The organism is Stenotrophomonas acidaminiphila, assembly GCF_001431595.1.
Taxonomy (GTDB): Bacteria; Pseudomonadota; Gammaproteobacteria; order Xanthomonadales; family Xanthomonadaceae; genus Stenotrophomonas; species Stenotrophomonas acidaminiphila.
Genome location: NZ_LDJO01000048.1, coordinates 1 through 21044 on the forward strand (window position 1 = coordinate 1; position 21044 = coordinate 21044).

22 protein-coding genes are annotated in these 21044 nt (G+C 70.3%); 7 read left to right on the top strand and 15 right to left on the bottom strand.

The window, feature by feature from the left end; translation table 11 throughout:
* From purH to cutA, 10 genes are all read right to left on the bottom strand, one after another.
* Positions 1 to 1545 (bottom strand): bifunctional phosphoribosylaminoimidazolecarboxamide formyltransferase/IMP cyclohydrolase (gene purH, locus ABB33_RS13725; protein WP_056932477.1); only part of this gene is annotated, 1545 nt, incomplete at its 3' end.
* An 89-nt stretch (positions 1546 to 1634) separates the two neighbouring features.
* Positions 1635 to 1907 (bottom strand): DNA-binding transcriptional regulator Fis, encoded by a 273-nt coding sequence (gene fis, locus ABB33_RS13730; protein ID WP_054667755.1) that lies wholly within the window; start codon positions 1905 to 1907, stop codon positions 1635 to 1637.
* Positions 1908 to 2005: 98 nt separating this feature from the next.
* Entirely contained in the window at positions 2006 to 2767 is a 762-nt protein-coding gene (locus ABB33_RS13735; RefSeq protein WP_056932478.1) for a DUF3426 domain-containing protein, read from the bottom strand.
* A gap of 29 nt (positions 2768 to 2796) precedes the next feature.
* On the bottom strand, positions 2797 to 3711 hold the full coding sequence (gene prmA / locus ABB33_RS13740; RefSeq protein ID WP_056932479.1) for a 50S ribosomal protein L11 methyltransferase: 915 nt from the start codon (positions 3709 to 3711) through the stop codon (positions 2797 to 2799).
* 177 nt (positions 3712 to 3888) lie between these two features.
* Positions 3889 to 5256, bottom strand: a complete 1368-nt coding sequence (gene accC / locus ABB33_RS13745) for an acetyl-CoA carboxylase biotin carboxylase subunit (protein ID WP_056932480.1) — start codon at positions 5254 to 5256, stop codon at positions 3889 to 3891.
* A gap of 10 nt (positions 5257 to 5266) precedes the next feature.
* A complete protein-coding gene (gene accB, locus ABB33_RS13750; protein ID WP_054667750.1) occupies positions 5267 to 5755 on the bottom strand; it encodes an acetyl-CoA carboxylase biotin carboxyl carrier protein in 489 nt (162 codons plus the stop codon).
* 61 nt (positions 5756 to 5816) lie between these two features.
* A complete protein-coding gene (gene aroQ / locus ABB33_RS13755) occupies positions 5817 to 6251 on the bottom strand; it encodes a type II 3-dehydroquinate dehydratase (protein ID WP_054667749.1) in 435 nt (144 codons plus the stop codon).
* 222 nt (positions 6252 to 6473) lie between these two features.
* Positions 6474 to 7055, bottom strand: a complete 582-nt coding sequence (locus ABB33_RS13760; protein ID WP_056932481.1) for a TlpA family protein disulfide reductase — start codon at positions 7053 to 7055, stop codon at positions 6474 to 6476.
* 1 nt (position 7056) lies between these two features.
* Positions 7057 to 9390 (bottom strand): protein-disulfide reductase DsbD family protein, encoded by a 2334-nt coding sequence (locus ABB33_RS13765; RefSeq protein ID WP_056932490.1) that lies wholly within the window; start codon positions 9388 to 9390, stop codon positions 7057 to 7059.
* Positions 9391 to 9397: 7 nt separating this feature from the next.
* Entirely contained in the window at positions 9398 to 9730 is a 333-nt protein-coding gene (gene cutA / locus ABB33_RS13770) for a divalent-cation tolerance protein CutA (protein WP_056932482.1), read from the bottom strand.
* A gap of 206 nt (positions 9731 to 9936) precedes the next feature.
* Here cutA and ABB33_RS13775 point away from each other — a divergent pair, with 206 nt between their 5' ends.
* Both ABB33_RS13775 and groL read left to right on the top strand, forming a co-directional pair.
* A complete protein-coding gene (locus ABB33_RS13775; protein WP_054667743.1) occupies positions 9937 to 10224 on the top strand; it encodes a co-chaperone GroES in 288 nt (95 codons plus the stop codon).
* 58 nt (positions 10225 to 10282) lie between these two features.
* Complete coding sequence (gene groL, locus ABB33_RS13780; RefSeq protein ID WP_054667742.1) at positions 10283 to 11926, top strand: chaperonin GroEL; 1644 nt, start codon at positions 10283 to 10285, stop codon at positions 11924 to 11926.
* An 81-nt stretch (positions 11927 to 12007) separates the two neighbouring features.
* Here the strand turns inward: groL and trxC are convergent, their stop codons facing one another.
* Positions 12008 to 12454, bottom strand: coding sequence for a thioredoxin TrxC (gene trxC / locus ABB33_RS13785; RefSeq protein WP_056932483.1), 447 nt, complete (start codon positions 12452 to 12454; stop codon positions 12008 to 12010).
* 307 nt (positions 12455 to 12761) lie between these two features.
* On the opposite strand from trxC, the gene ABB33_RS13790 reads away from it, so the two are divergent.
* From ABB33_RS13790 to ABB33_RS13805, 4 genes are all read left to right on the top strand, one after another.
* On the top strand, positions 12762 to 13835 hold the full coding sequence (locus ABB33_RS13790) for a 3-deoxy-7-phosphoheptulonate synthase (RefSeq protein ID WP_056932484.1): 1074 nt from the start codon (positions 12762 to 12764) through the stop codon (positions 13833 to 13835).
* 147 nt (positions 13836 to 13982) lie between these two features.
* Positions 13983 to 14426 carry a hypothetical protein gene (locus tag ABB33_RS13795; protein ID WP_152985094.1) on the top strand — a complete coding sequence of 148 codons (444 nt, stop codon included), beginning with the start codon at positions 13983 to 13985 and terminating at the stop codon, positions 14424 to 14426.
* A gap of 18 nt (positions 14427 to 14444) precedes the next feature.
* Entirely contained in the window at positions 14445 to 14705 is a 261-nt protein-coding gene (locus tag ABB33_RS13800) for a GIY-YIG nuclease family protein (RefSeq protein ID WP_054667736.1), read from the top strand.
* A gap of 132 nt (positions 14706 to 14837) precedes the next feature.
* A complete protein-coding gene (locus ABB33_RS13805) occupies positions 14838 to 15176 on the top strand; it encodes a YegP family protein (protein WP_054667735.1) in 339 nt (112 codons plus the stop codon).
* Positions 15177 to 15245: 69 nt separating this feature from the next.
* Here the strand turns inward: ABB33_RS13805 and scpC are convergent, their stop codons facing one another.
* From scpC to ABB33_RS13820, 3 genes are all read right to left on the bottom strand, one after another.
* The gene (gene scpC / locus ABB33_RS13810; RefSeq protein ID WP_056932486.1) at positions 15246 to 16760 is read right to left on the bottom strand and encodes a succinyl-CoA:acetate CoA-transferase ScpC; all 1515 of its coding nucleotides are present in this window, start codon (positions 16758 to 16760) and stop codon (positions 15246 to 15248) included.
* A gap of 304 nt (positions 16761 to 17064) precedes the next feature.
* Positions 17065 to 17493, bottom strand: a complete 429-nt coding sequence (locus tag ABB33_RS13815) for a TA system VapC family ribonuclease toxin (RefSeq protein WP_056932487.1) — start codon at positions 17491 to 17493, stop codon at positions 17065 to 17067.
* On the bottom strand, positions 17493 to 17846 hold the full coding sequence (locus ABB33_RS13820) for a hypothetical protein (RefSeq protein ID WP_198421471.1): 354 nt from the start codon (positions 17844 to 17846) through the stop codon (positions 17493 to 17495). Before ABB33_RS13820 ends, ABB33_RS13815 begins: the two co-directional genes overlap by 1 nt.
* Here ABB33_RS13820 and glnE point away from each other — a divergent pair.
* Positions 17845 to 20664, top strand: a complete 2820-nt coding sequence (gene glnE, locus ABB33_RS13825; protein WP_056932488.1) for a bifunctional [glutamate--ammonia ligase]-adenylyl-L-tyrosine phosphorylase/[glutamate--ammonia-ligase] adenylyltransferase — start codon at positions 17845 to 17847, stop codon at positions 20662 to 20664. The two genes, ABB33_RS13820 and glnE, sit on opposite strands and share 2 nt — an antisense overlap.
* A 24-nt stretch (positions 20665 to 20688) precedes the next feature.
* Here the strand turns inward: glnE and ABB33_RS13830 are convergent, their stop codons facing one another.
* Entirely contained in the window at positions 20689 to 21039 is a 351-nt protein-coding gene (locus ABB33_RS13830; protein WP_056932489.1) for a queuosine precursor transporter, read from the bottom strand.
* Positions 21040 to 21044: the final 5 nt, after the last annotated feature.

The following is a 21044-nucleotide window of genomic DNA, read 5'->3' on the forward strand; positions in this document are numbered from 1 at the left end:
ACGCGCCAGGTCGTCGGCCGCCGCCTGCACCTCGGCATGGCCCACCCAACCGCCCGGCTGGATCACCGCGGTGATGCCAGCGTCGGCCGCAGCGTCCCGCCCGTCGCCGAACGGGAAGAACGCATCGGAGGCCAGCACCGGCCCCGGTACCACCAGCCCCGCGTCGGCGGCCTTGATGCCGGCGATGCGCGCCGAATAGACGCGGCTCATCTGCCCGGCGCCGACGCCGATGGTGCGCTCGTCCTTCGCATACACGATGGCATTGGACTTGACGTACTTGGCCACGCGCCAGGCGAACAGCAGGTCGCGCAGCTCGGCGGTGGTCGGTGCACGCCGGGTCACCGTCTTCAGCTCGTCGGTGGTCATGCCGCGGTTGTCGGCGCTCTGGATCAGCAGGCCAGAACCAATGCGCTTGGTGTCGTAGTTGTTGCGCGCGTCACCGGCCGGGATGCGCAGCACGCGCACGTTGGCCTTCCTGGTGGCGTACTCCAGCGCGGCCGGCTCGTAGTCCGGGGCGATCAGCACTTCGACGAACTGGCGGTCGAGGATGGCCTTGGCGGTGGTCGCATCCAGCGTGCGGTTGAACGCCAGGATGCCGCCGAAGGCGCTGGTCGGGTCGGTGCTGTAGGCCATTTCGTAGGCGGCGCCGACATCGGCGGCCACGGCCACGCCGCACGGGTTGGCGTGCTTGACGATGACGCAGGCCGGCACGTCGAACTGGCGCACGCATTCCCATGCGGCATCGGCGTCGGCCAGGTTGTTGTAGCTCAGTTCCTTGCCCTGCAGCTGCACGAAGGTGGCCAGCGTGCCCGGTACCGGCCACAGGTCACGGTAGAACACGCCGCTCTGGTGCGGGTTCTCGCCGTAGCGCAGGTCCATCACCTTCACGAAGGTGGAGTTCATCTGCGCCGGGTATTCCTCGCGCACCGGCACCGCGGCGGTGGTGTCGGTGATCGCCGACAGGTAGTTGCTGATCGCCGCGTCGTACTGGGCGACGCGGTTGAACGCGGCCACCGACAGCGCGAAACGGCGGGCGGCCGAGAGCTTGCCATCGTTGGCGGCCAGTTCGGCCAGCAGTGCGTCGTACTGGTCCGGGCTGGTGGCCACGGCGACGCGGGCGAAATTCTTGGCGGCGCTGCGCAGCATGGCCGGGCCGCCGATGTCGATGTTCTCCACCGCATCGGCCAGGCTGCAGTCGGCGCGCGCGGTCACCGACTCGAACGGGTACAGGTTCAGCACCAGCAGGTCGATCGGGGGAATGCCGTGCGCGGCCATCACCGCGTCGTCGGTGCCGGCGCGGCCGAGCAGGCCGCCGTGCACCAGCGGATGCAGGGTCTTGACCCGGCCATCCATCATTTCCGGGAAGCCGGTGAGCTCGGATACGTCCTTGACCGGCAGGCCGGCCTCGCGGATCGCCTTGGCGGTGCCGCCGGTGGACAGCAGTTCGACGTCGTGCGCGGCCAGCGCGCGGGCCAGTTCGACCAGGCCGGTCTTGTCGGAAACGGACAGCAGGGCCCGGCGCACGGGCAGCAGATCAGCGGACATGGGGGTGGGGAGGGAAGCGGAAGCGGGCCCGTATTGTAGCCGCGCGTTCACCTGCCTGCCCCCGGCAGGCGCGCCCGCCGGGCGAGGGCTCAGGCCAGCCCGTATTCCTTGAGCTTCTTGCGCAGCGTGGCGCGGTGGATGCCCAGCAGCGCCGCGGCACGGCTCTGGTTGCCCTCGCAGTGGTTGAGCACTTCCACGAACAGCGGAATCTCCATCTCGCGCAGGACGATTTCATAGACATCGTCGGCGTCGCAGCCATCCAGATCGCGCAGGTAGCGGCGCACGGACTGGGCGACGTGTTCGCGCAGCGGCGGCTTCGGAGCGCCACGACTGTTGTCAGGACGGGGTGGGGCAGCGTTCAAGGGATTTCCCGGATTCAGCGGAGCCGGCGCGGCCGCGCCCGGCATGGGGAGGGGAGTCTAGCGCGTGGACGAGGGGGCCGCCACGGCAGGCGGCGCGGTCAGCGGAACTCGAACGCGTAGGCCACGGTGGCCGCCGACGGTTCGCGCAGCAGGAACGCGATCTGCGCGCTCTGCCCCGGTTCCAGCCGCTGCGCGGGGTCGTGCGCGGCGCCCAGGTAGTCGCGCGGCTGCAGCAGGCGGCGCCCGATGACGCGGCCGTCGGCATCGGACAGCGACAATGACAATGCCGGCCAGGCCTGCGCCCAGCGCGCGTCGTTGCGGAAGCTGGCCTGCACCTGCAGCACGCCCGGGCGCCCGGGCAGCGGCCGCACTTCGCGCTGCAGCATGGTGTAGGCCGTGGGCTGGTGCCAGGGCGGCAGGGTGCAGCGCAGGACCGTGCACAGCCCGGCCACGAGCGGGCGCCAACCGGCGCGGGCGGCCAGCGTGGCGCGGTCGGCGAGCACCACCTGGACGGCGAGCAGCAGCGCCAGTGCGAGCAGCAGCAGCCATTGCCAGCGCGGCGTGCGGCGGATCGCCGCCGGCGCCATCGCCGGGCGGCGCAGGAAGTCCGGTGCGATGCCGCCTTCCAGTGGGGCACTGTCCCCGTCCTGCCGCGCATCCGGCTCGTCGCCGCCGATGTCCTGCGCCTCGGCCGGTGGCTCCGCGGCCGCGGGCGGGATCGTGTCGGCGACACCGGCACCGGCATCGGCACCGACCTGGCTGCCGGTGTCCATGGCGTCCACCCCGGCGGGCCGCGGCGTGGCCCCGCTGCGCAGCAGCGTGGCCAGCGAAGGGCGGGGCGGCGTGGTTTCTTCGCTCATGGCAGGTCGGTCCCGGACACTGCGCTCATTCAAGCACGGCGTACGCCGGTAATGCGCATCCAGTCGCCGTCCTGCACGGCTTCCAGTTGCTCGAACCAGGGGGCGTAGCGTTCCAGCAGTTCGCCTTCCTGGCCGTGCAGGATGCCGGACAGGGCGATGCGCCCACCGGGTGCCACGCGTGCGGCCAACAGGTCGGCCAGGGCGTCCAGCGCCGAGGCCAGGATGTTGGCGACCACCACCGGATAGGTCGCCGCCGGCTCGTCCTGCGGCAACCAGGCGGCGATGTGCACGCCATTGCGCTCGCCGTTGTCGGCGGTGGCGGTCAGCGCCTGCGGGTCGTTGTCCACGCCTACCGCGGCGGCGGCACCGAGCTTGAGTGCGGCCAGGGCCAGGATGCCCGAGCCGCAGCCGAAGTCGAGCACGGTGCGGCCCTGCAGTTCGCCCTCGGCCGAGAGCTGGTCCAGCCAGCGCAGGCACAGCGCGGTGGTCGGGTGGGTGCCGGAACCGAACGCCAGGCCCGGGTCCAGCCGCACCACCGCGGCGTCGGCGGCCTGCGCCGCTTCGGGCAGTTCATGGTTCCACGGCACGATCCAGGTGCGCTGGCCGAACCGCATGGGCTGGAACTGGTCCAGCCAAGCGCGCTCCCAGTCTTCGTCTTCGACCGCGCGGAACCCGGCACTGCTCCAGTCCAGGCCGGCGTCGAACGCCTCCAGCGCGGCCAGCAGCGCCAGCGCGTTGGTCTCGGCCGGGAACAGCGCGGTCAGCACCAGCTCGTTCCACAGCGGCGTCTGCCCCACGCCCGGCTCCAGGATCGCGCGCTCGTTGCTGGTGTCGGCATCGGCGTCGAGCATCGTCACCGCCAGCGCGCCGACGTCCTCCAGGGCGTTCTCGTAGCGGGGCTGGGTGGCTTCGGTGCAGCGCAGGGTGAGTTCGAGGAAAGGCATGGGGATGGCGGCGACAGCGGAACGGAAGCGGGCATCCTAGACGAGGCTGAGGATGTTTTCCTTCTCCTGCCGGCCACGGGTGCCGTGGTGCCCGTCGCCGCGGCGCGTGCGTGCGGCCGCGCAGACGGAAGAAGGCGGGTTTCCCCGCCTTCTTCCTTCACCCTCGGCGAGCCGCGCTCAGGTCAGCGCGATCGACTGGTTCTTGCGCTCGGCCAGGCGCTTTTCCAGGTAGTGGATGTTCTGTCCACCGGCCTGGAAGCCCTTGTCGCGCATGATCCGCTGCTGCAGGGCGACGTTGGTCTTGATGCCGTCCACGACCATCTCGCTCAGCGCCACCCGCATGCGGGCGATGGCGGTGTCGCGGTCCGGGCCGTGCACGATCAGCTTGCCGATCATCGAGTCGTAGTTGGCCGGCACGCGGTAGCCGCCGTAGATGTGCGTGTCCACGCGCACGCCGGGGCCGCCCGGCGGGTAGAAGCCGGTGATGGTGCCCGGGCACGGGAAGAAGGTTTCCGGGTCCTCGGCGTTGATGCGGCACTCGATCGCGTGGCCGTTGATCTTGATGTCGCTCTGCTTGATCGACAGCTTGTGGCCGGCGGCGATCTTCAGCTGCTCGGCGACCAGGTCGATGCCGGTAATCATCTCCGTCACCGGGTGCTCCACCTGGATGCGGGTGTTCATCTCGATGAAGTAGAAGCGGCCGTTCTCGAACAGGAACTCGAAGGTGCCTGCGCCGCGGTAGCCGATGCGGATGCAGGCCTCCACGCAGACCTTGCCGATCTCCTCGCGCAGTTCCGGGGTGATGCCCGGTGCCGGTGCTTCCTCCACCACCTTCTGGTGGCGGCGCTGCATCGAGCAGTCGCGCTCGCCCAGGTGGATGGCGCTGCCCTGGCCGTCGGCCAGCACCTGGATCTCCACGTGGCGCGGGTTCTCCAGGAACTTCTCCATGTAGACCATGTCGTTGCCGAACGCGGCCTTGGCTTCCTGCTTGGTGGTGGCGATGGCATTGACCAGCGCACCCTCGGTGTGGACCACGCGCATGCCGCGGCCGCCGCCGCCGCCGGCCGCCTTGACGATGACCGGATAGCCGATCTCGCGGGCGATCTTGACGTTGGTCGCCGGGTCGTCGCCCAGCGGGCCGCCCGAGCCGGGCACGCACGGCACGCCGGCGGCCTTCATCGCGCGGATCGCCTCGACCTTGTCGCCCATCAGGCGGATGGTGTCGGCCTTGGGCCCGATGAAGATGAAGCCGGACTGCTCCACGCGCTCGGCGAAATCGGCGTTCTCGGAGAGGAAGCCGTAGCCGGGGTGGATGGCCTGGGCGTCGGTGACCTCGGCCGCGGCGATCAGCGCCGGGATGTTGAGGTAGCTTTCCGACGACGGCGCCGGGCCGATGCAGACCGACTCGTCGGCCATGGCCACGTGCTTGAGGTTGCGGTCGACGGTGGAGTGCACCGCGACCGTGCGGATGCCCAGGGTGTGGCACGCGCGCAGGATGCGCAGCGCGATCTCACCCCGGTTGGCGATTACGACCTTGTCGAGCATGGCCGGCGCCTCAGGCGATCACGAACAGCGGCTGGTCGAACTCCACCGGGTTGCCGGTTTCGCCGAGGATGGCGACCACGGTGCCGGACACCTCGGCCTCGATCGGGTTGAACATCTTCATCGCCTCGATGATCGCCAGGGTCTCGCCGGCCTTGACCTGCTGGCCGACGCTGACGAACGGCGGCTTGTCCGGGGACGGCGACGCATAGTAGGTGCCGACCATCGGCGCGCGCTGCACGTGGCCGTCCGGCAGGGCGTTGCCCGGCTTGGCGGTGCCGCCGGTGGACGCCTCGGTCGGCGAGCTCATCGGCATCGACGGCGCGGCCACGGCGGCCGGCGCGGCGACATGGGCGGGGGCGGCCATCACCGGCGCCGGCACGTAGCCGCCGACCGGGGTGCGCGACAGGCGCACGGATTCCTCGCCTTCCTTGATCTCGATCTCGGCCAGGTTCGACTCTTCCAGCAGGTCGATCAGCTTCTTGATTTTGCGCAGGTCCATAGGATGCCTCTTGGGTGGTGTAGGCGGTGGCGCGCTCGCGCCCACCGCCCGGGAATGGGGGTCACAGCCGCAGCAGTGCCGCGTCCATGGCGTAGCGGTAACTGTCCGCGCCGAAGCCGCAGACCACGCCGACCGCCTTGTCGCTGAAATAGCTGTGCTGGCGGAAGGGCTCGCGGGCGTGGGGGTTGGACAGGTGGATCTCGATGAACGGGATGGCCACCGCGGCCAGCGCGTCGCGCAGCGCCACCGAGGTGTGGGTGAAGGCGGCCGGGTTGATCAGGATGAAACCGGTACCATCGCCACGCGCGGCCTGCACCCGCTCCACCAGCACGTGCTCGGCGTTGGACTGCAGGCTCTCCACCGCGTGCCCCGCCGCCTGTGCCTGCCGCGCCAGGGCGGCATCGATGTCGGCCAGCGTGGTGTGCCCATAGACCTCCGGCTCGCGCGTGCCGAGCAGGTTCAGGTTGGGGCCGTGGAGGACCAGCAGTTTTGCCATGGGCCAGCGGTGGGCGGGAAAGGGCGGCAGTGTGAGCGAACCGGGGAATACTGTCCAGTTCGGCGAAATTGGCGACGTTTTAATCGATTGTTTGAAATTGCCGGGGGCCTCCGCCGGGTGCCCGGGGCGTGGTGTGGACGCATGCGCGCGGCGCCCGCGGGGCGCTGTGCCGGCGCCATGGGTGCGGCCTGCTGGCGGATGTTGGCGTCACGTTCGCCGCGGTTAGCGCGCTTCTTCGTCCAGCCCGGCCCACGCCTCGATCTCCCCGGCCTTGAAGGGGCCCAGCTTCTGCCGGACCACGCGCCCCTGCGCGTCGATCAGCACGCTGTAGGGCAGCAGGCCCTGGTGGTTGCCGAGCTTGACGCTGGCGTCGGCCGGGCCGGGGGTCTCCAGCACGATGGGGTAGTAGACCGGCACGTTGCCGAGGAAATCGAGCACCGCTTCGTGCGTGTCCAGCGCCAGGCCCACCACCTGCGGGCCGCTGTCGGCGTGGCGGGCGGCGAAGCGCGCCAGTTCCGGCATTTCCTCGATGCACGGCGCGCACCAGCTGGCCCACACGTTGATCAGCAGCGGCCGGCCCAGGAAGCGGTCCGGGAACTGAACCGGCATGCCGTCCAGGTCGGGCAGGGTGAAGGCGGGCACCCGGTCGCCCGGGGCAAGCGCCGCGGGTGCCGCGGCCGGCGTGGCCGGTCGGGCCGTCGACGGCTCGGTCATCGACGGCAGCGCGGGCCGGGTCAGCCAGGCGCCGGCGGCCAGTCCGGCCGCCGCGGCGATGCCCACCACCCACCATGCCGCGCTGCGCATCTCAGCGTGCCGCGCGCAGCAGCGCGTCCTCGACGATGGCCTGGGTCAGCACGGTCGGCAGCACGCGCGGCGGCGCGCCCGGCCCGTACACCACGTACAGCGGCACGCCCACGGCCTTGTGCTGCTCCAGGAACGCGCTGATCTGCGGGTCGACATTGGTCCAGTCGCCGTGCATGTACACCGCGTCCACCCGCTTGAGGGTGTCGCGGAACGTGTCGCGGTCGAGCACGTTGCGTTCGTTGGCCTTGCAGGTCACGCACCAGTCGGCGGTCATGTTGACGAACACCACGCGGTTGTCCGCGCGCAGCCGGTCGAGCATTTCCGGCGAGTACGCCACGGTGCCTTCACTGGCCGCGCGTGCCGGCGGTTCCATGCGGGTCACGCCCCACACCGGCACCAGCGCCAGCAGCACCAGCACCGCGCCCAGCGCCATGCCCGCGCGGCGGCTGCGCCAGCGGTTGCGCTCGAACCACCACAGCCCCAGCGCCAGCAGCGCCGCACCGGCCAGCAGCAAGGCCATCGCGTCGATGCCGCGCTGCTTGCCCAGCACCCACAGCAGCCAGATCGCGGTCAGGTACATCGGGAACGCCAGCACCTGCTTGAAGGTCTCCATCCAGGCGCCGGGCCTGGGCAGGCGCCGGGCCAGCGCCGGCACGAAGCCGATCAGCAGGAACGGCAGCGCCAGCCCCAGCCCCAGGGCCAGGAACACCAGCATCGCCACTGCCGCCGGCGCGGTGAAGGCATAGGCCAGCGCCGGGCCCATGAACGGGGCGATGCACGGGCTGGCGACCACGCAGGCCAGCACGCCGGTGAAGAAATCGCCGGCCGCGTCCTGGCGCTGCGCCAGCGACTGGCCGACGCCACCGAGGTTGCCGCCCAGGGTGAACACGCCGCTCAGGCTCAGGCCGACCACGAACATCAGGTAGACCAGCGCGGCGATGAACCACGGGTGCTGCAGCTGGAAGCCCCAGCCGGCGGCCTGCCCGGCCGCGCGCAGTGCAAGTACCAGTGCGCCGATGGCGGTGAACGCGACCAGCACCCCCAGCGTGTACCACAGTGCATGGCGGCGGGCGTGCTGGCGGCTCTCGCCGCTCTGCGCCAGCCCCAGCACCTTCAGCGACAGCACCGGCAGCACGCAGGGCATCAGGTTCAGGACCAGGCCGCCGGCCAGCGCCAGCAGCAGGATCCACGCCAGCGAATCGCCTTCACCGGCGTTGCCCGGCGGCTGGCTGCGCCCGGCGTTGTCGGCCGAGGCGTCGGGGGTGGTCGCGGACGCGCCGCCGCCGTTGTCGTTGGAGCGGACCACCAGCGGCTGCGGGGCGGGCGGGTTGGCCGGGTCGATGGCCGCCGGGTCGGCCGGCTTGCGGCCGCTGGGCAGCGGCGTGATCACCAGCGGGGTGACCATCGCCTCGCCGCTGGGCGAGACCTTGCCGGCCGGCAGCGCCAGTCGGACCCGCCGGGTCATCGGCGGATAGCAGATGCCGTCGGTCTGGCAGCCCTGGAAGGTGGCCACCAGCGTCGCCGGGCTGGCATCGGCGCGTTCGCGGTGCAGCGGCAGCGGTACATCGACCTGGTCGAAGTACACCACCACGTTGCCGAAGTGCTCGTCGCGGTGCGAGGTGCCGGCCGGCCACTGCGGCTTGCCGGTGCGGATCCCGGCCGCGCCCTCCAGCGCCAGCGAGGTGCGGTCGCGGTACAGGTAGTAGCCCGGCGCGGGGGTGAACCGCAGCAGCAGGCGGTTGCCGTCATCGACGATCGCCTCGAAGCCGAACGCCTGCTCCGAGGGCAGCGGCAGGGACTGGGTGGCGGCGCTGCCCGGCAGCTTCAGGCCGCCGCCATCGTTGCGCGCCAGCGGGTTGAACAGCGGTGCGTCGCCGGCCGGCGCGGCCGCGGCACCGGCACTGGCGCCGGGCAGCTGGACCTCCACGGTGCGCTTCTGCGGGGGATAGCACACCCCGGCATCGGCACAACCCTGGTAGCGCACCTCCAGCGTCACCGTCCCGGCGCCGGGGTCGGCGGTACCGGGCAGGGTGGCCTTGAGCTGCCGGTGGTAGGTCTCGACGTCGCCGAAGAACTCGTCGTGCTTCTTCTCGCCGGCCGGCATCTGCAGCGCGCCGGCGCTGAACCCGGGCCCGGCCTTGACGCTGGTGCGGTGGCGGTAGAGGTAGTAGCCCGGGGCGATGTCCCAGCGCAGCTCGATGCGGTCGCGCGTGTCCGCCTGGACCTGGAGGACGAAGGCCTTGTCGACCGGCAGCAGGTCCTTTTCGTCCAGGGCCAGGGCCGGGAAGGCACAGAGGGTGAGCAGGCACAGGGCGGTGAAACGGCGCAACAGCATCTTCAAGTCAGGTGTCCTCGCGGGTCTGGGCCCGGATCCAGTCCAGGTAGGCCGGCAGGCCGGCGCTGGGGGAAACCGCCAGAATTTCCGGCAATTCGTACGGATGGTGCTGCAGGAGCGCCGCCGTCAGCGCTTCCAGGCGGTCGGCGGTGGTCTTGATCAGCAGTTGGACTTCCTCCGCCTGCTCGATCCGCTCCTGCCAGCGATACACAGACTGTATCCGCGGCAACAAGTTCACGCAGGCGGCCAGGCGCCGCTCGACCAGCAGCCGGGCCAGTGCCTGGGCCGTTGCGGCGTCGGGGCAGGTGCAGAAGACAAGGCGGGCGTCCATCCGGGGCATTGTCGCAGATGCCGCCGCCGCCGCCGGGGCCAGCGGTGGCGGGGTCGCAGGAAGTTGGGTTCAGGCACTTGAAAGCCCGCCGGCGGTCCCCATTTCCCAGCCAAGCCCGGTGACGGGCGTTTTTAGGCGTGGCGTCGCCGCTGCCGCCCGGCGGGGTGGCGACCACCGGACTTTCCAGACCAATCAACAACATCAAGAGGTCTCACATGAGCATCAAGCCGCTGCACGACCGCGTCGTGGTCAAGCCCATCGAAGCCGAGGAAGTCTCTGCCGGTGGCATCCTGATCCCCGATTCGGCCAAGGAAAAGTCCACCAAGGGCGAAGTCGTGGCCGTCGGCCCCGGCAAGCCGCTGGACAATGGCAGCGTCCGCGCCCCGGCGCTGAAGGCCGGCGACAAGGTGATCTACGGCCAGTACGCCGGTTCCACCTACAAGGCCGATGGCGTCGAGTACAAGGTGCTGCGTGAGGACGACGTGCTGGCCGTGATCGGCTGAGCCGCGTTCCAGACGACTCCACAAGACCCCTTAAACCCTGATCCACTGAGGTAAAGCAATGGCTGCCAAGGATATCCGTTTCGGTGAAGACGCCCGTTCGCGCATGGTGCGCGGCGTCAACATTCTCGCCAATGCCGTCAAGGCGACCCTGGGCCCGAAGGGCCGCAACGTCGTGCTCGAGAAGAGCTTCGGCGCCCCGACCATCACCAAGGACGGCGTGTCCGTCGCCAAGGAAATCGAACTGGCCGACAAGTTCGAGAACATGGGCGCGCAGATGGTCAAGGAAGTCGCTTCCAAGACCAACGACAACGCCGGTGACGGCACCACCACCGCCACCGTGCTGGCCCAGGCCCTGATCCGCGAAGGCGCCAAGGCCGTGGCCGCCGGCATGAACCCGATGGACCTCAAGCGCGGCATCGACAAGGCCGTCGTGGCCGCCGTCGCCGAGCTGAAGAACATCTCCAAGCCCACCGCCGACGACAAGGCCATCGCCCAGGTCGGCACCATCTCGGCCAACTCCGACGAGTCGATCGGCAACATCATCGCCGAAGCGATGAAGAAGGTCGGCAAGGAAGGCGTGATCACCGTCGAGGAAGGCTCGGGCCTGGAGAACGAGCTGGACGTGGTCGAGGGCATGCAGTTCGACCGCGGCTACCTGTCGCCGTACTTCATCAACAACCAGCAGGGCCAGTCGGCCGACCTGGACGACCCGTTCATCCTGCTGCACGACAAGAAGATCTCCAACGTCCGTGACCTGCTGCCGGTGCTGGAAGGCGTGGCCAAGGCCGGCAAGCCGCTGCTGATCGTCGCCGAGGACATCGAAGGCGAGGCGCTGGCGACCCTGGTGGTCAACACCATCCGCGGCATCGTCAAGGTCGTGGCGGTCAAGGCCCCGGGCTTCGGCGACCGTCGCAAGGCGATGCTGGAAGACATGGCCGTGCTGACCGGCGGCACCGTGATCTCCGAGGAAGTGGGCCTGTCGCTGGAGAAGGCCACCATCAAGGACCTGGGCCGCGCCAAGAAGGTGCAGGTCTCCAAGGAAAACACCACCATCATCGACGGTGCCGGCGATGCCGCCGCCATCGAATCGCGCGTCAAGCAGATCAAGGTGCAGATCGAGGACACCACCTCCGATTACGACCGCGAGAAGCTGCAGGAGCGCGTGGCCAAGCTGGCCGGTGGCGTTGCCGTGATCAAGGTCGGCGCCTCGACCGAGATCGAAATGAAGGAGAAGAAGGACCGCGTCGACGACGCCCTGCACGCCACCCGTGCGGCGGTCGAGGAAGGCGTGGTGCCGGGCGGCGGCGTCGCCCTGATCCGTGCGGTCACCGCGCTGGCCGGCCTGAAGGGCGCCAACGAAGACCAGGACCACGGCATCCAGATCGCCCTGCGCGCGATGGAAGCGCCGCTGCGCGAGATCGTCGCCAACGCCGGCGAAGAGCCGTCGGTCATCGTCAACAAGGTCAAGGAAGGCTCCGGCAGCTTCGGCTACAACGCCGCCTCGGGCGAGTTCGGCGACATGCTGGAGTTCGGCATCCTGGATCCGACCAAGGTGACCCGTTCGGCGCTGCAGAACGCCGCCTCGATCGCCGGCCTGATGATCACCACCGAAGCGATGGTGGCCGAGGCCCCGAAGAAGGACGAGCCGGCTGCTGCCGGTGGCATGGGCGGCATGGGTGGCATGGGCGGCATGGACTTCTAAGTCCGCCGCAGCCTCACCGCTGCCGTTGTACGAAAGAACCCCGCCGCGAGGCGGGGTTCTTTTTTTGCCCGCGCCCGCCGCTCAGCGCGGCAGGTACGGGCGCACCCACTGCACGATGGCGCTGGCGGGCATGGCGCCGGACTGGCGCGCGAGCTCGCGGCCGTCGTGCAGCAGCACCATCGTCGGGATGCTGCGGATGCCGAAGCGCGAGGCCAGGGCCGGTTCGGCCTCGGTGTCGAGCTTGCCCAGGCGCACCAGCGGCTCCAGCTGCGCGGCCGCCTTGGCGAACTCCGGCGCCATCTGCCGGCAGGGGCCGCACCAGGCCGCCCAGAAATCGACCAGCAGCGGCAGTTGCGAGCGCTGCGCATGGGCCTCGAAGGCGGCGGCGTCGAGCACCACCGGCGTGGCGGCGAACAGCGGCCGGTGGCAGCGTCCGCACGCGGGCGACTGCCCGCGCCGCGCGGCGGGCAGCCGGTTGATGGCATTGCAGTGCGGGCAGGCGATCTGCAGCAGGGTGTCGTTGTTCATGGCCGGGCCTCGCGGGGCATGGCGGGTGGAGATGGCCACAAGTATCGCGCCCCGGTGGTGAATCCCGGTTGCGGTTGAAACTGTCGCATCGCACAAAAAACCGTGTTATCAATGCTGCCCATGAACGCAACCCGCGCCAGCTTTTACTTCTGGTACTACTTTCCGAAGCCGCTGGCGGAGGAAGGACTGCGCTCACCCTGAAGAAACTTTCAGACGCATTCCCGAAAAGCCGCCAGCGAACCTGGCGGCTTTTTTCATGCCGCCTTCCGCTGGGGCCCTCATCACGCTTTGAACCGGAGACCCCGCAATGCCCCCCCACACAGACGACCTTCGCATCCGCCGGCTCGACCCGCTGACCCCGCCGGCCCAGCTGATCTCGCTGCTGCCCTGCGACGAGCAGGCCTCGCAGACGGTGGCCGACGCCCGCGCCGCGCTGCACCGCATCCTGCATGGCCATGACGACCGCCTGGCGGTGGTGGTCGGCCCCTGCTCGATCCACGACCCGGTGGCGGCGATGGACTACGCCCAGCGCCTGCGCCCGCTGCGCGACGCGCTCGGCGGCGAACTCGAAATCGTCATGCGCGTGTACTTCGAGAAGCCGCGCACCACCGTCGGCTGGAAGGGGCTGATCAACGACCCGGACCTGGACGGCAGCTTCAACATCAACAAGGGCCTGCGCGTGGCGCGCGGCCTGCTGCGCGACATCAACAGGCTGGGCCTGCCGGCCGGCGTGGAATTCCTCGACGTGATCTCGCCGCAGTACATCGCCGACCTGGTGGCCTGGGGCGCGATCGGTGCGCGCACCACCGAAAGCCAGGTGCACCGCGAGCTGGCCTCCGGGCTGTCGTGCCCGGTGGGCTTCAAGAACGGCACCACCGGCGACGTGAAGATCGCCGCCGACGCGGTGGGCGCGGCCTCGCATCCGCACCATTTCCTGTCGGTCACCAAGGACGGCGGCACCGCCATCGTCGCCACCCGCGGCAACCCGGACTGCCACGTCATCCTGCGTGGCGGCAAGCTGCCCAATTTCGACGCGGCCAGCGTGCAGGCGGCCAGCGAAGTACTGGCCCGGGCGCAGCTGCCGGCACGGCTGATGATCGACGCCAGCCACGCCAACAGCAGCAAGAAGCCGGAGAACCAGCCGCAGGTGATCGAGGACATCGCCGGCCAGCTGGAGGCGGGCCAGTCGCGCGTGGTCGGGGTGATGATCGAGAGCCACCTGGTCGGCGGCCGCCAGGACCTGGTCGAAGGCCAGCCGCTGGTCTACGGCCAGAGCATCACCGACGGCTGCATCGGCTGGGACAGCACCGTGCAGGTGCTCGAGCGCTTGGCCGACGCGGTGCGCATGCGGCGCCGTGCGCGGCTGGAGGCGGCGGCCTGAGCGGATGTGACGCCTGTGCTGGCATGCCCGGGCCAGTCACAGTAATTTAAGCGGCGGGAGGCGGCATGCCTCCCGCCTGCTTTGGGGAACAGGGCGCGTCGCGTCCGGCAGGAAGCCGATCAATCACCGTACCAGGGAGAAGGAATGATGCGTACCCTCAGTTTCGCCGTCGCTGCTGCATTGATGCTGGTGCCGGCACTGGCCATGGCCAAGAAGCAGGTCCAGGACTCGGGCAGCGGCTGCCTGCAGAATCTCTCGGTGACCGGCGGCTTCACCACCGGCAAGCAGTTCCTGGCAGCGACCGAACACGAAGGCGTGAGCTACGCCGAAGCCTTCCGCAAGACCGTCGCCGCGATCGAGGCCGAGGGCATGGTTTCGGTGTCGCCGAACGAGCGCACCGGCTACATCGCCGCCGAGAACCCGGTGCGTGGTGGCGGTGGCTCGACCGTGCCGCTGCGCACCACCGTGCGCCGCCAGGACGACGGCAGCATCCGCGTGGAAGTGCGCTTCAGCATCAAGGGCGGGCAGATGACCTCGAACAAGGCGGTGGGCGAGGGCATGTGCAAGATCGCCGACGCCGCCAGCCTGTAAACCACGCGGGCCTGCGCCATGGCCACCGGCTCGTGGTTCCTGTACCTGCTCGAGTGCAGCGGCGGCAGCTACTACGCCGGCATCACCACCGACGTGCAGGCGCGCTTCCAGGCCCATGCGACCGGCAAGGGCGCGCGCTACACGCGCGCGCATCCGCCGCTGCGCGTGCTCGGTTTCCGCGAGTACGCCGACCGTGCCGCCGCATCGCGCGCGGAGTGGCAGCTGAAGCGGCAACCCCGCGGGCGCAAGCTGGCCTGGCTCGAACACGGTGGCCAATGAGGTAGATTCGGGGCATGGCCGTGGTGTCGCGCGGCCATAGCAGCCCGGTTTTTTGCGGGCGTCCGGCCGGACCGGGGCGGCTGCCATGCCGCGGCCCCGCATGCCGGCAACCCCAGCAGCGGAGGAAACCCGATGAATGGTTGGTTCGAATTGCAGCGCAGCAGTGACGACCAGTTCCACTTCGTGCTCAAGGCCGGCAATGCCGAAGTCATCCTGGGCAGCGAGCGCTACACCACGCGCGCGGCGGCGGAGAACGGCATCGCCTCGGTACGCGCGAACAGTGCCGACGACGCGCGCTACGAGCGCAAGACGGCCAGTGATGGCCGTTACCATTTCAACCTCAAGGCGGCCAACCACCAGGTGATCGGCAGCAGCCAGCTGTACGCCTCGCAGGCCGCGCGCGAAGCGGGCATCAACAGCGTCAAGGCCAACGGCCAGACCGCGACGGTCAAGGACAAGACCGCCGGCTGAGCCGGGCGCGCCCGCAAACGCATGAAGCCCGGGATTCCCGGGCTTCATGCGGTGCGGCAGGCGTGGGCCTCAGGCCTTCATCGTGCCGGTATCCAGCCAGCGCTGGTGCCAGGACAGCGCCTCGGGCAGCAGGTGCGGGGTGTGCTTGCCGTAGCTGTCGCGGCAGGCGCGCTCGAAGTAGTCGCTGAGCTGGTCGCGGAAATCCGGGTGCACGCAGTTGGCGATCAGCGTGCGCGCGCGGGCGCGCGGCGGCAGGCCGCGCAGGTCGGCCAGGCCCTGCTCGGTGACCACCACCGCCACGTCGTGTTCGGTGTGGTCGACGTGGCTGACCATCGGCACGATCGAGGAAATGCTGCCGTTCTTGGCGGTGGACGGGCTCAGGAAGACCGACAGGAAGCCGTTGCGCGCGAAGTCGCCCGAACCGCCGATGCCGTTCATGATGCTGCTGCCCATGACATGGGTGGAATTGATGTTGCCGTAGATGTCGGCCTCGATCATGCCGTTCATGCCGATGCAGCCCAGCCGGCGCACCAGCTCCGGGTGGTTGGACACTTCCTGCGAACGCATGATGATGCGCTGCCGGTAGAAGTCGATGTTGCGCATGAACTCCTCGGTGGCGGCCGGGCTCAGCGCGAAGCCGGTGCACGAGGCATAGCGCAGCACGCCGGCGCGCAGCAGGTCGAGCATGCCGTCCTGGATCACCTCGGTGAACGCTTCCAGGTCGCGGAAGCCGCTGTTGGCCAGCCCCGCCAGCACCGCGTTGGGGATGTTGCCCACGCCCGACTGCAGCGGCAGCAGGTTGGCCGGCAGGCGGCCGCGCGCCACTTCGTGCTTGAGGAACTCGATCAGGTGCCCGGCGATGCGCTGGCTGTCGGCATCGGGCGGATTGAACGGGCTGTTGCGGTCCGGCGCATGGGTCAGCACCACCGCGGCGATCTTGTCCGGGTCGCAGCGCAGCGTGGTCTGGCCGATGCGGTCGTCGCCGCGCACCAGCGGGATCGGCTTGCGGTGCGGCGGCAGCGCGGTGCCGTAGTAGACGTCGTGCATGCCGTCCATGCCCAGCGGCTGCCACCCGTTGACCTCGATGATCACCTTCTTGGCCAGGTCCAGCCAGGTCTTGTTGTTGCCCACCGAGGTGGACGGCACCAGCGAGCCGTCGGCGTGGATGGCGGAGACTTCCACCACCGCGGTGTCGATTTCGTTGTAGAAGCCGAACCACACGTGCTGGGCGACGTGCGACAGGTGGATGTCCAAGTAGTCCAGCTTGCCGGCGTTGATGCGCTTGCGCGCGTCCGGGTCGCTCTGGAACGGCATGCGCATGGCGATGCCATCGACCTTGGCCAGCGCGCCGTCCAGCTCCGGCGCGGTCGAGGCGCCGGTGAGCAGGTTGATGCGGAATTCCTCGCCGCGCCCGTGCGCCTGCTCGATGCGCTGGGCCAGGCACTGCGGCACCGCCTTGGGGTAGCCGGAACCGGTGAAACCGCTCATCGCGACGGTTTCGCCCGGCTGGATCAGGCTGGCGGCGTGTTCGGCGGAAACGACCCGTTCGCGCAGGCGTGGGTCCAGGATGCGTTCTACAGACATGGAAACGACGTTGGCTCGTGGGGATGGCCGATTATCCCGGATGGCGGGCGCCGAAGGTGTTCTACCTTCGTGGGATGGCATTCGCCCCCGGGGTGCGGTGGTGGCAGGGCCGGCCGCAGGCCGTTTCCGGGCCCCGGGCGGTGCCACCGGATTTTTTGCACTGCAGCGTGCAACTTGTACGCCGACCCCGCACGATCGCCCTGCATCCCGACGTGGGGGAGGGAGCAAAGCCCGCTGGCAGTTCGCTGCCAGCGGGCTTTTTATTTGCGGTCTCCCGGTGCCGTGCCCCGTGCCGCGGTCGGCCTCACAACTGCACCAGGTGCTCGGGCCGCGCGCCCGCTACCGCACTCAGCGCAATGTGCCGGTCGAACGTCACCAGCCGCCCGCCGTGGTGCACCGCGAGCGCGAGCAGGTACAGATAGGTCAACTGTCGCGGACTGTGGATGTAGCCATGATGGAAATGCGTGCGATCCAGCACGCTGATGGCGTCCGGCCAGAACGCATGGAAGCGCGTGGACGTGGAACGCGCCAGCATGCTCACCAGGCTGGCCAGCGGTTGCGGCTTGGCGTATCCGGGCTGGGACATGATGCGCAGGCAACCGTTCTGGGTAAGTGGACAACTGGCCCAGCCATGCGCGATGTGCGTGCGCAGCCAGGCCGAGGCAGGGTGATGGTGGACGTGGTCGCTGTCGTGCAGTGCGATCAGCACGTTCACGTCAAGCAACGCACGCATCAGATGCCCTCTTCGTCGCGCAGGCGATCGATGAGTTCATTGCTGACCACCACGCCGCGTGGTGGCAGCGGATGAATGCCGTAATCGGCCAAGGGTTCGGCCACGCCGGTCGTGTCCCAGGGCGCATCGGACTGGGCGAACGCCCGCCGCGCCAACTCGCTGATCACCTGGCCAAGTGGCTTCTTCTCGCGGCGTGCCAGCTCCTTGGCGGCAAACAGCACGTCGTCGGCAATGTCGAGGGAGGGCGCATGCGGCTCTCCCTGATGATTGATGCATGATGCTGCCCCACATGACCTGTCGAGCGCCTCCGCTTTCTGTGGGGCAGGCGCCCGGCAATGCCAGAATTGGCCCATGACCTTCCCGACTCCCGACCTGCCCCCGCCCGTGGCCGCCCTGCTCGACCGCGCCATCGCCCGCCTCAGGCTCGCCGCGCCGGACCCGGCGCAATGGCCGCAGGCCCCGGACTTCGAGGCCGGCCTGCGGCGGCTGGCGCTGGCCAGCGATTTCGCCATCGACACCCTGTGCCGGCAGCCGGAGCTGCTGGCGCAACTGGACGCCGGCGCGCCGCTGCCGCTGCCCGTGCTGGACCCGCTGCAGCCCAGCGCCTGGCCGGTGCAGCTGCGCCGCTACCGCGCCGCCGCCTCCACGCGGCTGGTCTGGCGTGACGTGAACGGGCGCGACGACGTCGACGCCACCCTGCGCGGCGCCACCGCCCTGGCCGAGGACTGCCTGCAGCTGGCGCTGGCCGCGCTCGAGCAGGAGTTCGCCCAGCGCCACGGGGTGGTCCGCGCCGACGACGGCAGCGCACAGCGGCTGGTGGTGTTCGGGCTGGGCAAGCTTGGCGGCGGCGAGCTGAATTTCTCCTCCGACATCGACCTGGTCTATGCCTACCCGCAGGCGGGCGAGTCCGACGGCGCGCGCGCGCTGGCGGCCGAGGAATACTTCGCGCGGCTGGGCCAGCGCCTGGCCCGGCTGCTGGACGAGACCACCGCCGACGGCTTCTGCCACCGCGTCGACCTGCGCCTGCGCCCGTTCGGCAGTGCCGGGCGGGTGGCGCTGTCCTTTGCCGGCATGGACCAGTACTTCCAGCGCGAGGGCCGCGACTGGGAGCGCTATGCGTGGATCAAGGCGCGCGCGGTGGCCGGCGACATCGCCGCCGGCGAGGCCTGGCTGGAAACCCTGCGCCCGTTCGTCTACCGCCGTTACCTGGACTTCACCGCGCTCGACGGCCTGCGCGAGATGAAGGCCGCGATCACCGCCGAAGTCGCGCGCAGCGACCGCTTCGACGACATCAAGCGCGGCCCCGGCGGCATCCGCGAGATCGAGTTCCTCGCCCAGGCGCTGCAGCTGATCCGCGGTGGCCGCGAGCCGGCGCTGCGCGAACGGCGGCTGCTGCCGGCGCTGCAGGCACTGGTGGAGTCCGGGCAGATGGATGCGGCCGATGGCGCCGCGCTGGTCCATGCCTACCGCTTCCTGCGCCGGCTGGAGAACCGCCTGCAGATGCTGCGCGACGCGCAGACCCACCGCCTGCCGGCCGATGCCGACGACCGCCTGCGCATCGCGCTGGGCCTGGGCCACGCCGACTGGGACGCGTTGCTGGTGGCGCTGGACCAGCAGCGCCAGTGCGTGGCCACCGAATTCGCCGCGCTGCTGGCGCCACGCCGCGGCCAGGCCGCGCCCGATGCCCTGTCCAGCTACTGGCGGGTGCTGCCCGACGGTGGCGACGCGGCGGTGCTGGCCGAGGCCGGCTTCGCCGACGCCGCCGGCGCCGACCAGTCGCTGCGCGAGTTCGCGCAGTCGCTCGGGGTGAAATCGCTGTCCGACGCCGCGCGCGCGCGCCTGGACCGGGTGCTGCCGGCGCTGCTGCACGCCGCCACCCGCTCGCCGCAGCCCGATGCCGCGCTGCGGCGCGTGCTCGGCCTGCTGCAGGCGATCCTGCGCCGCACCAGCTACCTGGCGCTGCTGGACGAACAGCCCAGCGCGCTCACCCGGCTGGTCAACGTACTGGCGCGCAGCGCGCTGTTGTCCGAACGCCTGGTGGCCTTCCCGCTGCTGCTGGACGAACTGCTGGACACGCGCGTGGCCGGGCCGTTGCCGGAGCCGCAGGAAATGCGTGACGCCTGCGCCGCGGCGCTGGCCATCGACGACCCGGAAGCCGCGCTGCGCGCGCTCAACGAAGTGCGCCTGGCGCTGAGCTTCCGCATGGCGCTGGCCTTCCACGATGGCCGCCAGCGCGCGGTGGACTGCACCCGGCAGCTGGCGCAGCTGGCCGACGCCGTGGTCGACACCGTGCTGGCGATGGCGCGTGCCGACCTGGCCGCCGCGCACGGCCAGGTGCCCGGCGGGCGCTTCGCCATCATCGGCTACGGCAGCCTGGGCGGGCTGGAGCTGGGCTTCGGGTCCGACCTGGACCTGGTGTTCCTGTACGACCACCCGCCCGCGGCCGAGGAAAGCGACGGCCGGCGCCCGCTGGAGAGCAGCCGCTGGTTCGCGCGCCTGGCGCAGAAGGTGATGGCGCTGCTGTCGGCGGTCACCGCCGCCGGGCGCCTGTACGACATCGACGTGCGCCTGCGCCCGGACGGCGGCAAGGGCGCGCTGGTGTCCTCGCTGGCCAGCTACACCGAGTACCAGCGCGAGCGCGCCTGGACCTGGGAGCACCAGGCGCTGGTGCGCGCCCGCGGCGTCGCCGGCGATGCCGGCCTGCTGGCCGATTTCGAACAGGTGCGCGGCAGCACGCTGGGCCGCGCCCGCGACGCCGACACCCTGTTCGGCGACGTGCTGAAGATGCGCGCGCGCATGCGCGCCGAGCTGGACCGCAGCGATGCCGCGCGGCTTGACCTCAAGCAGGGCGCCGGCGGCCTGGTGGACCTGGAGTTCCTGCTGCAGACCGGCGTGCTGGCCGGGGCGGCCAGCGACCCGGCGCTGTGCGGGCCGCGCGAAACCCCGCGGCTGGTCGATGCGCTGGCCGCCAGCGGCTGGCTGCCGCCGGCCACCGCCACCGCCCTGCACGCCGCCCATGCCACCCTGCTCGATGCCGGGCTGTCGTGCACCCTGGACCGGCGCCCGCGCATCACCGTGCCCACCCCGGAGATCGAAAGCGCGTGTGCGGCGATCACCGCCGCGGCGGTGGCGCAGGGGCTGCCGTTCGAACCGGGCAGGGCTGCGGATTGACCGACCGGCCGGCCCCGCGTGGCGCTACATCCGCGCCGGGGCCATCTTCCACAGCAGCGCGCGGAACGGCACCAGCAGGCACAGGCCGATGCCCAGCTTGACCAGCCAGTCGCCCACCGCCCAGCTCACCCACGGCAGCGGCGCACCGGCGAAGGCGATGGTCCAGAAGATCGCCGTGTCCAGGGTCGCACTGCAGCTGGTGGCCACCGCCGGCGCGCGCCACCAGTTGCCGCGGCGCAGCCGGTCGAACACGGTGATGTCCAGCAGCTGCGCGCAGATGAAGGCCATGCACGAGGCGATCGCGATGCGCGGCGTGGCCTGGGCCGGCTTCGCGGTGGCGGTGCTGCTGTCGGTATGGGTGGCCACGCCGCGCATCGCGA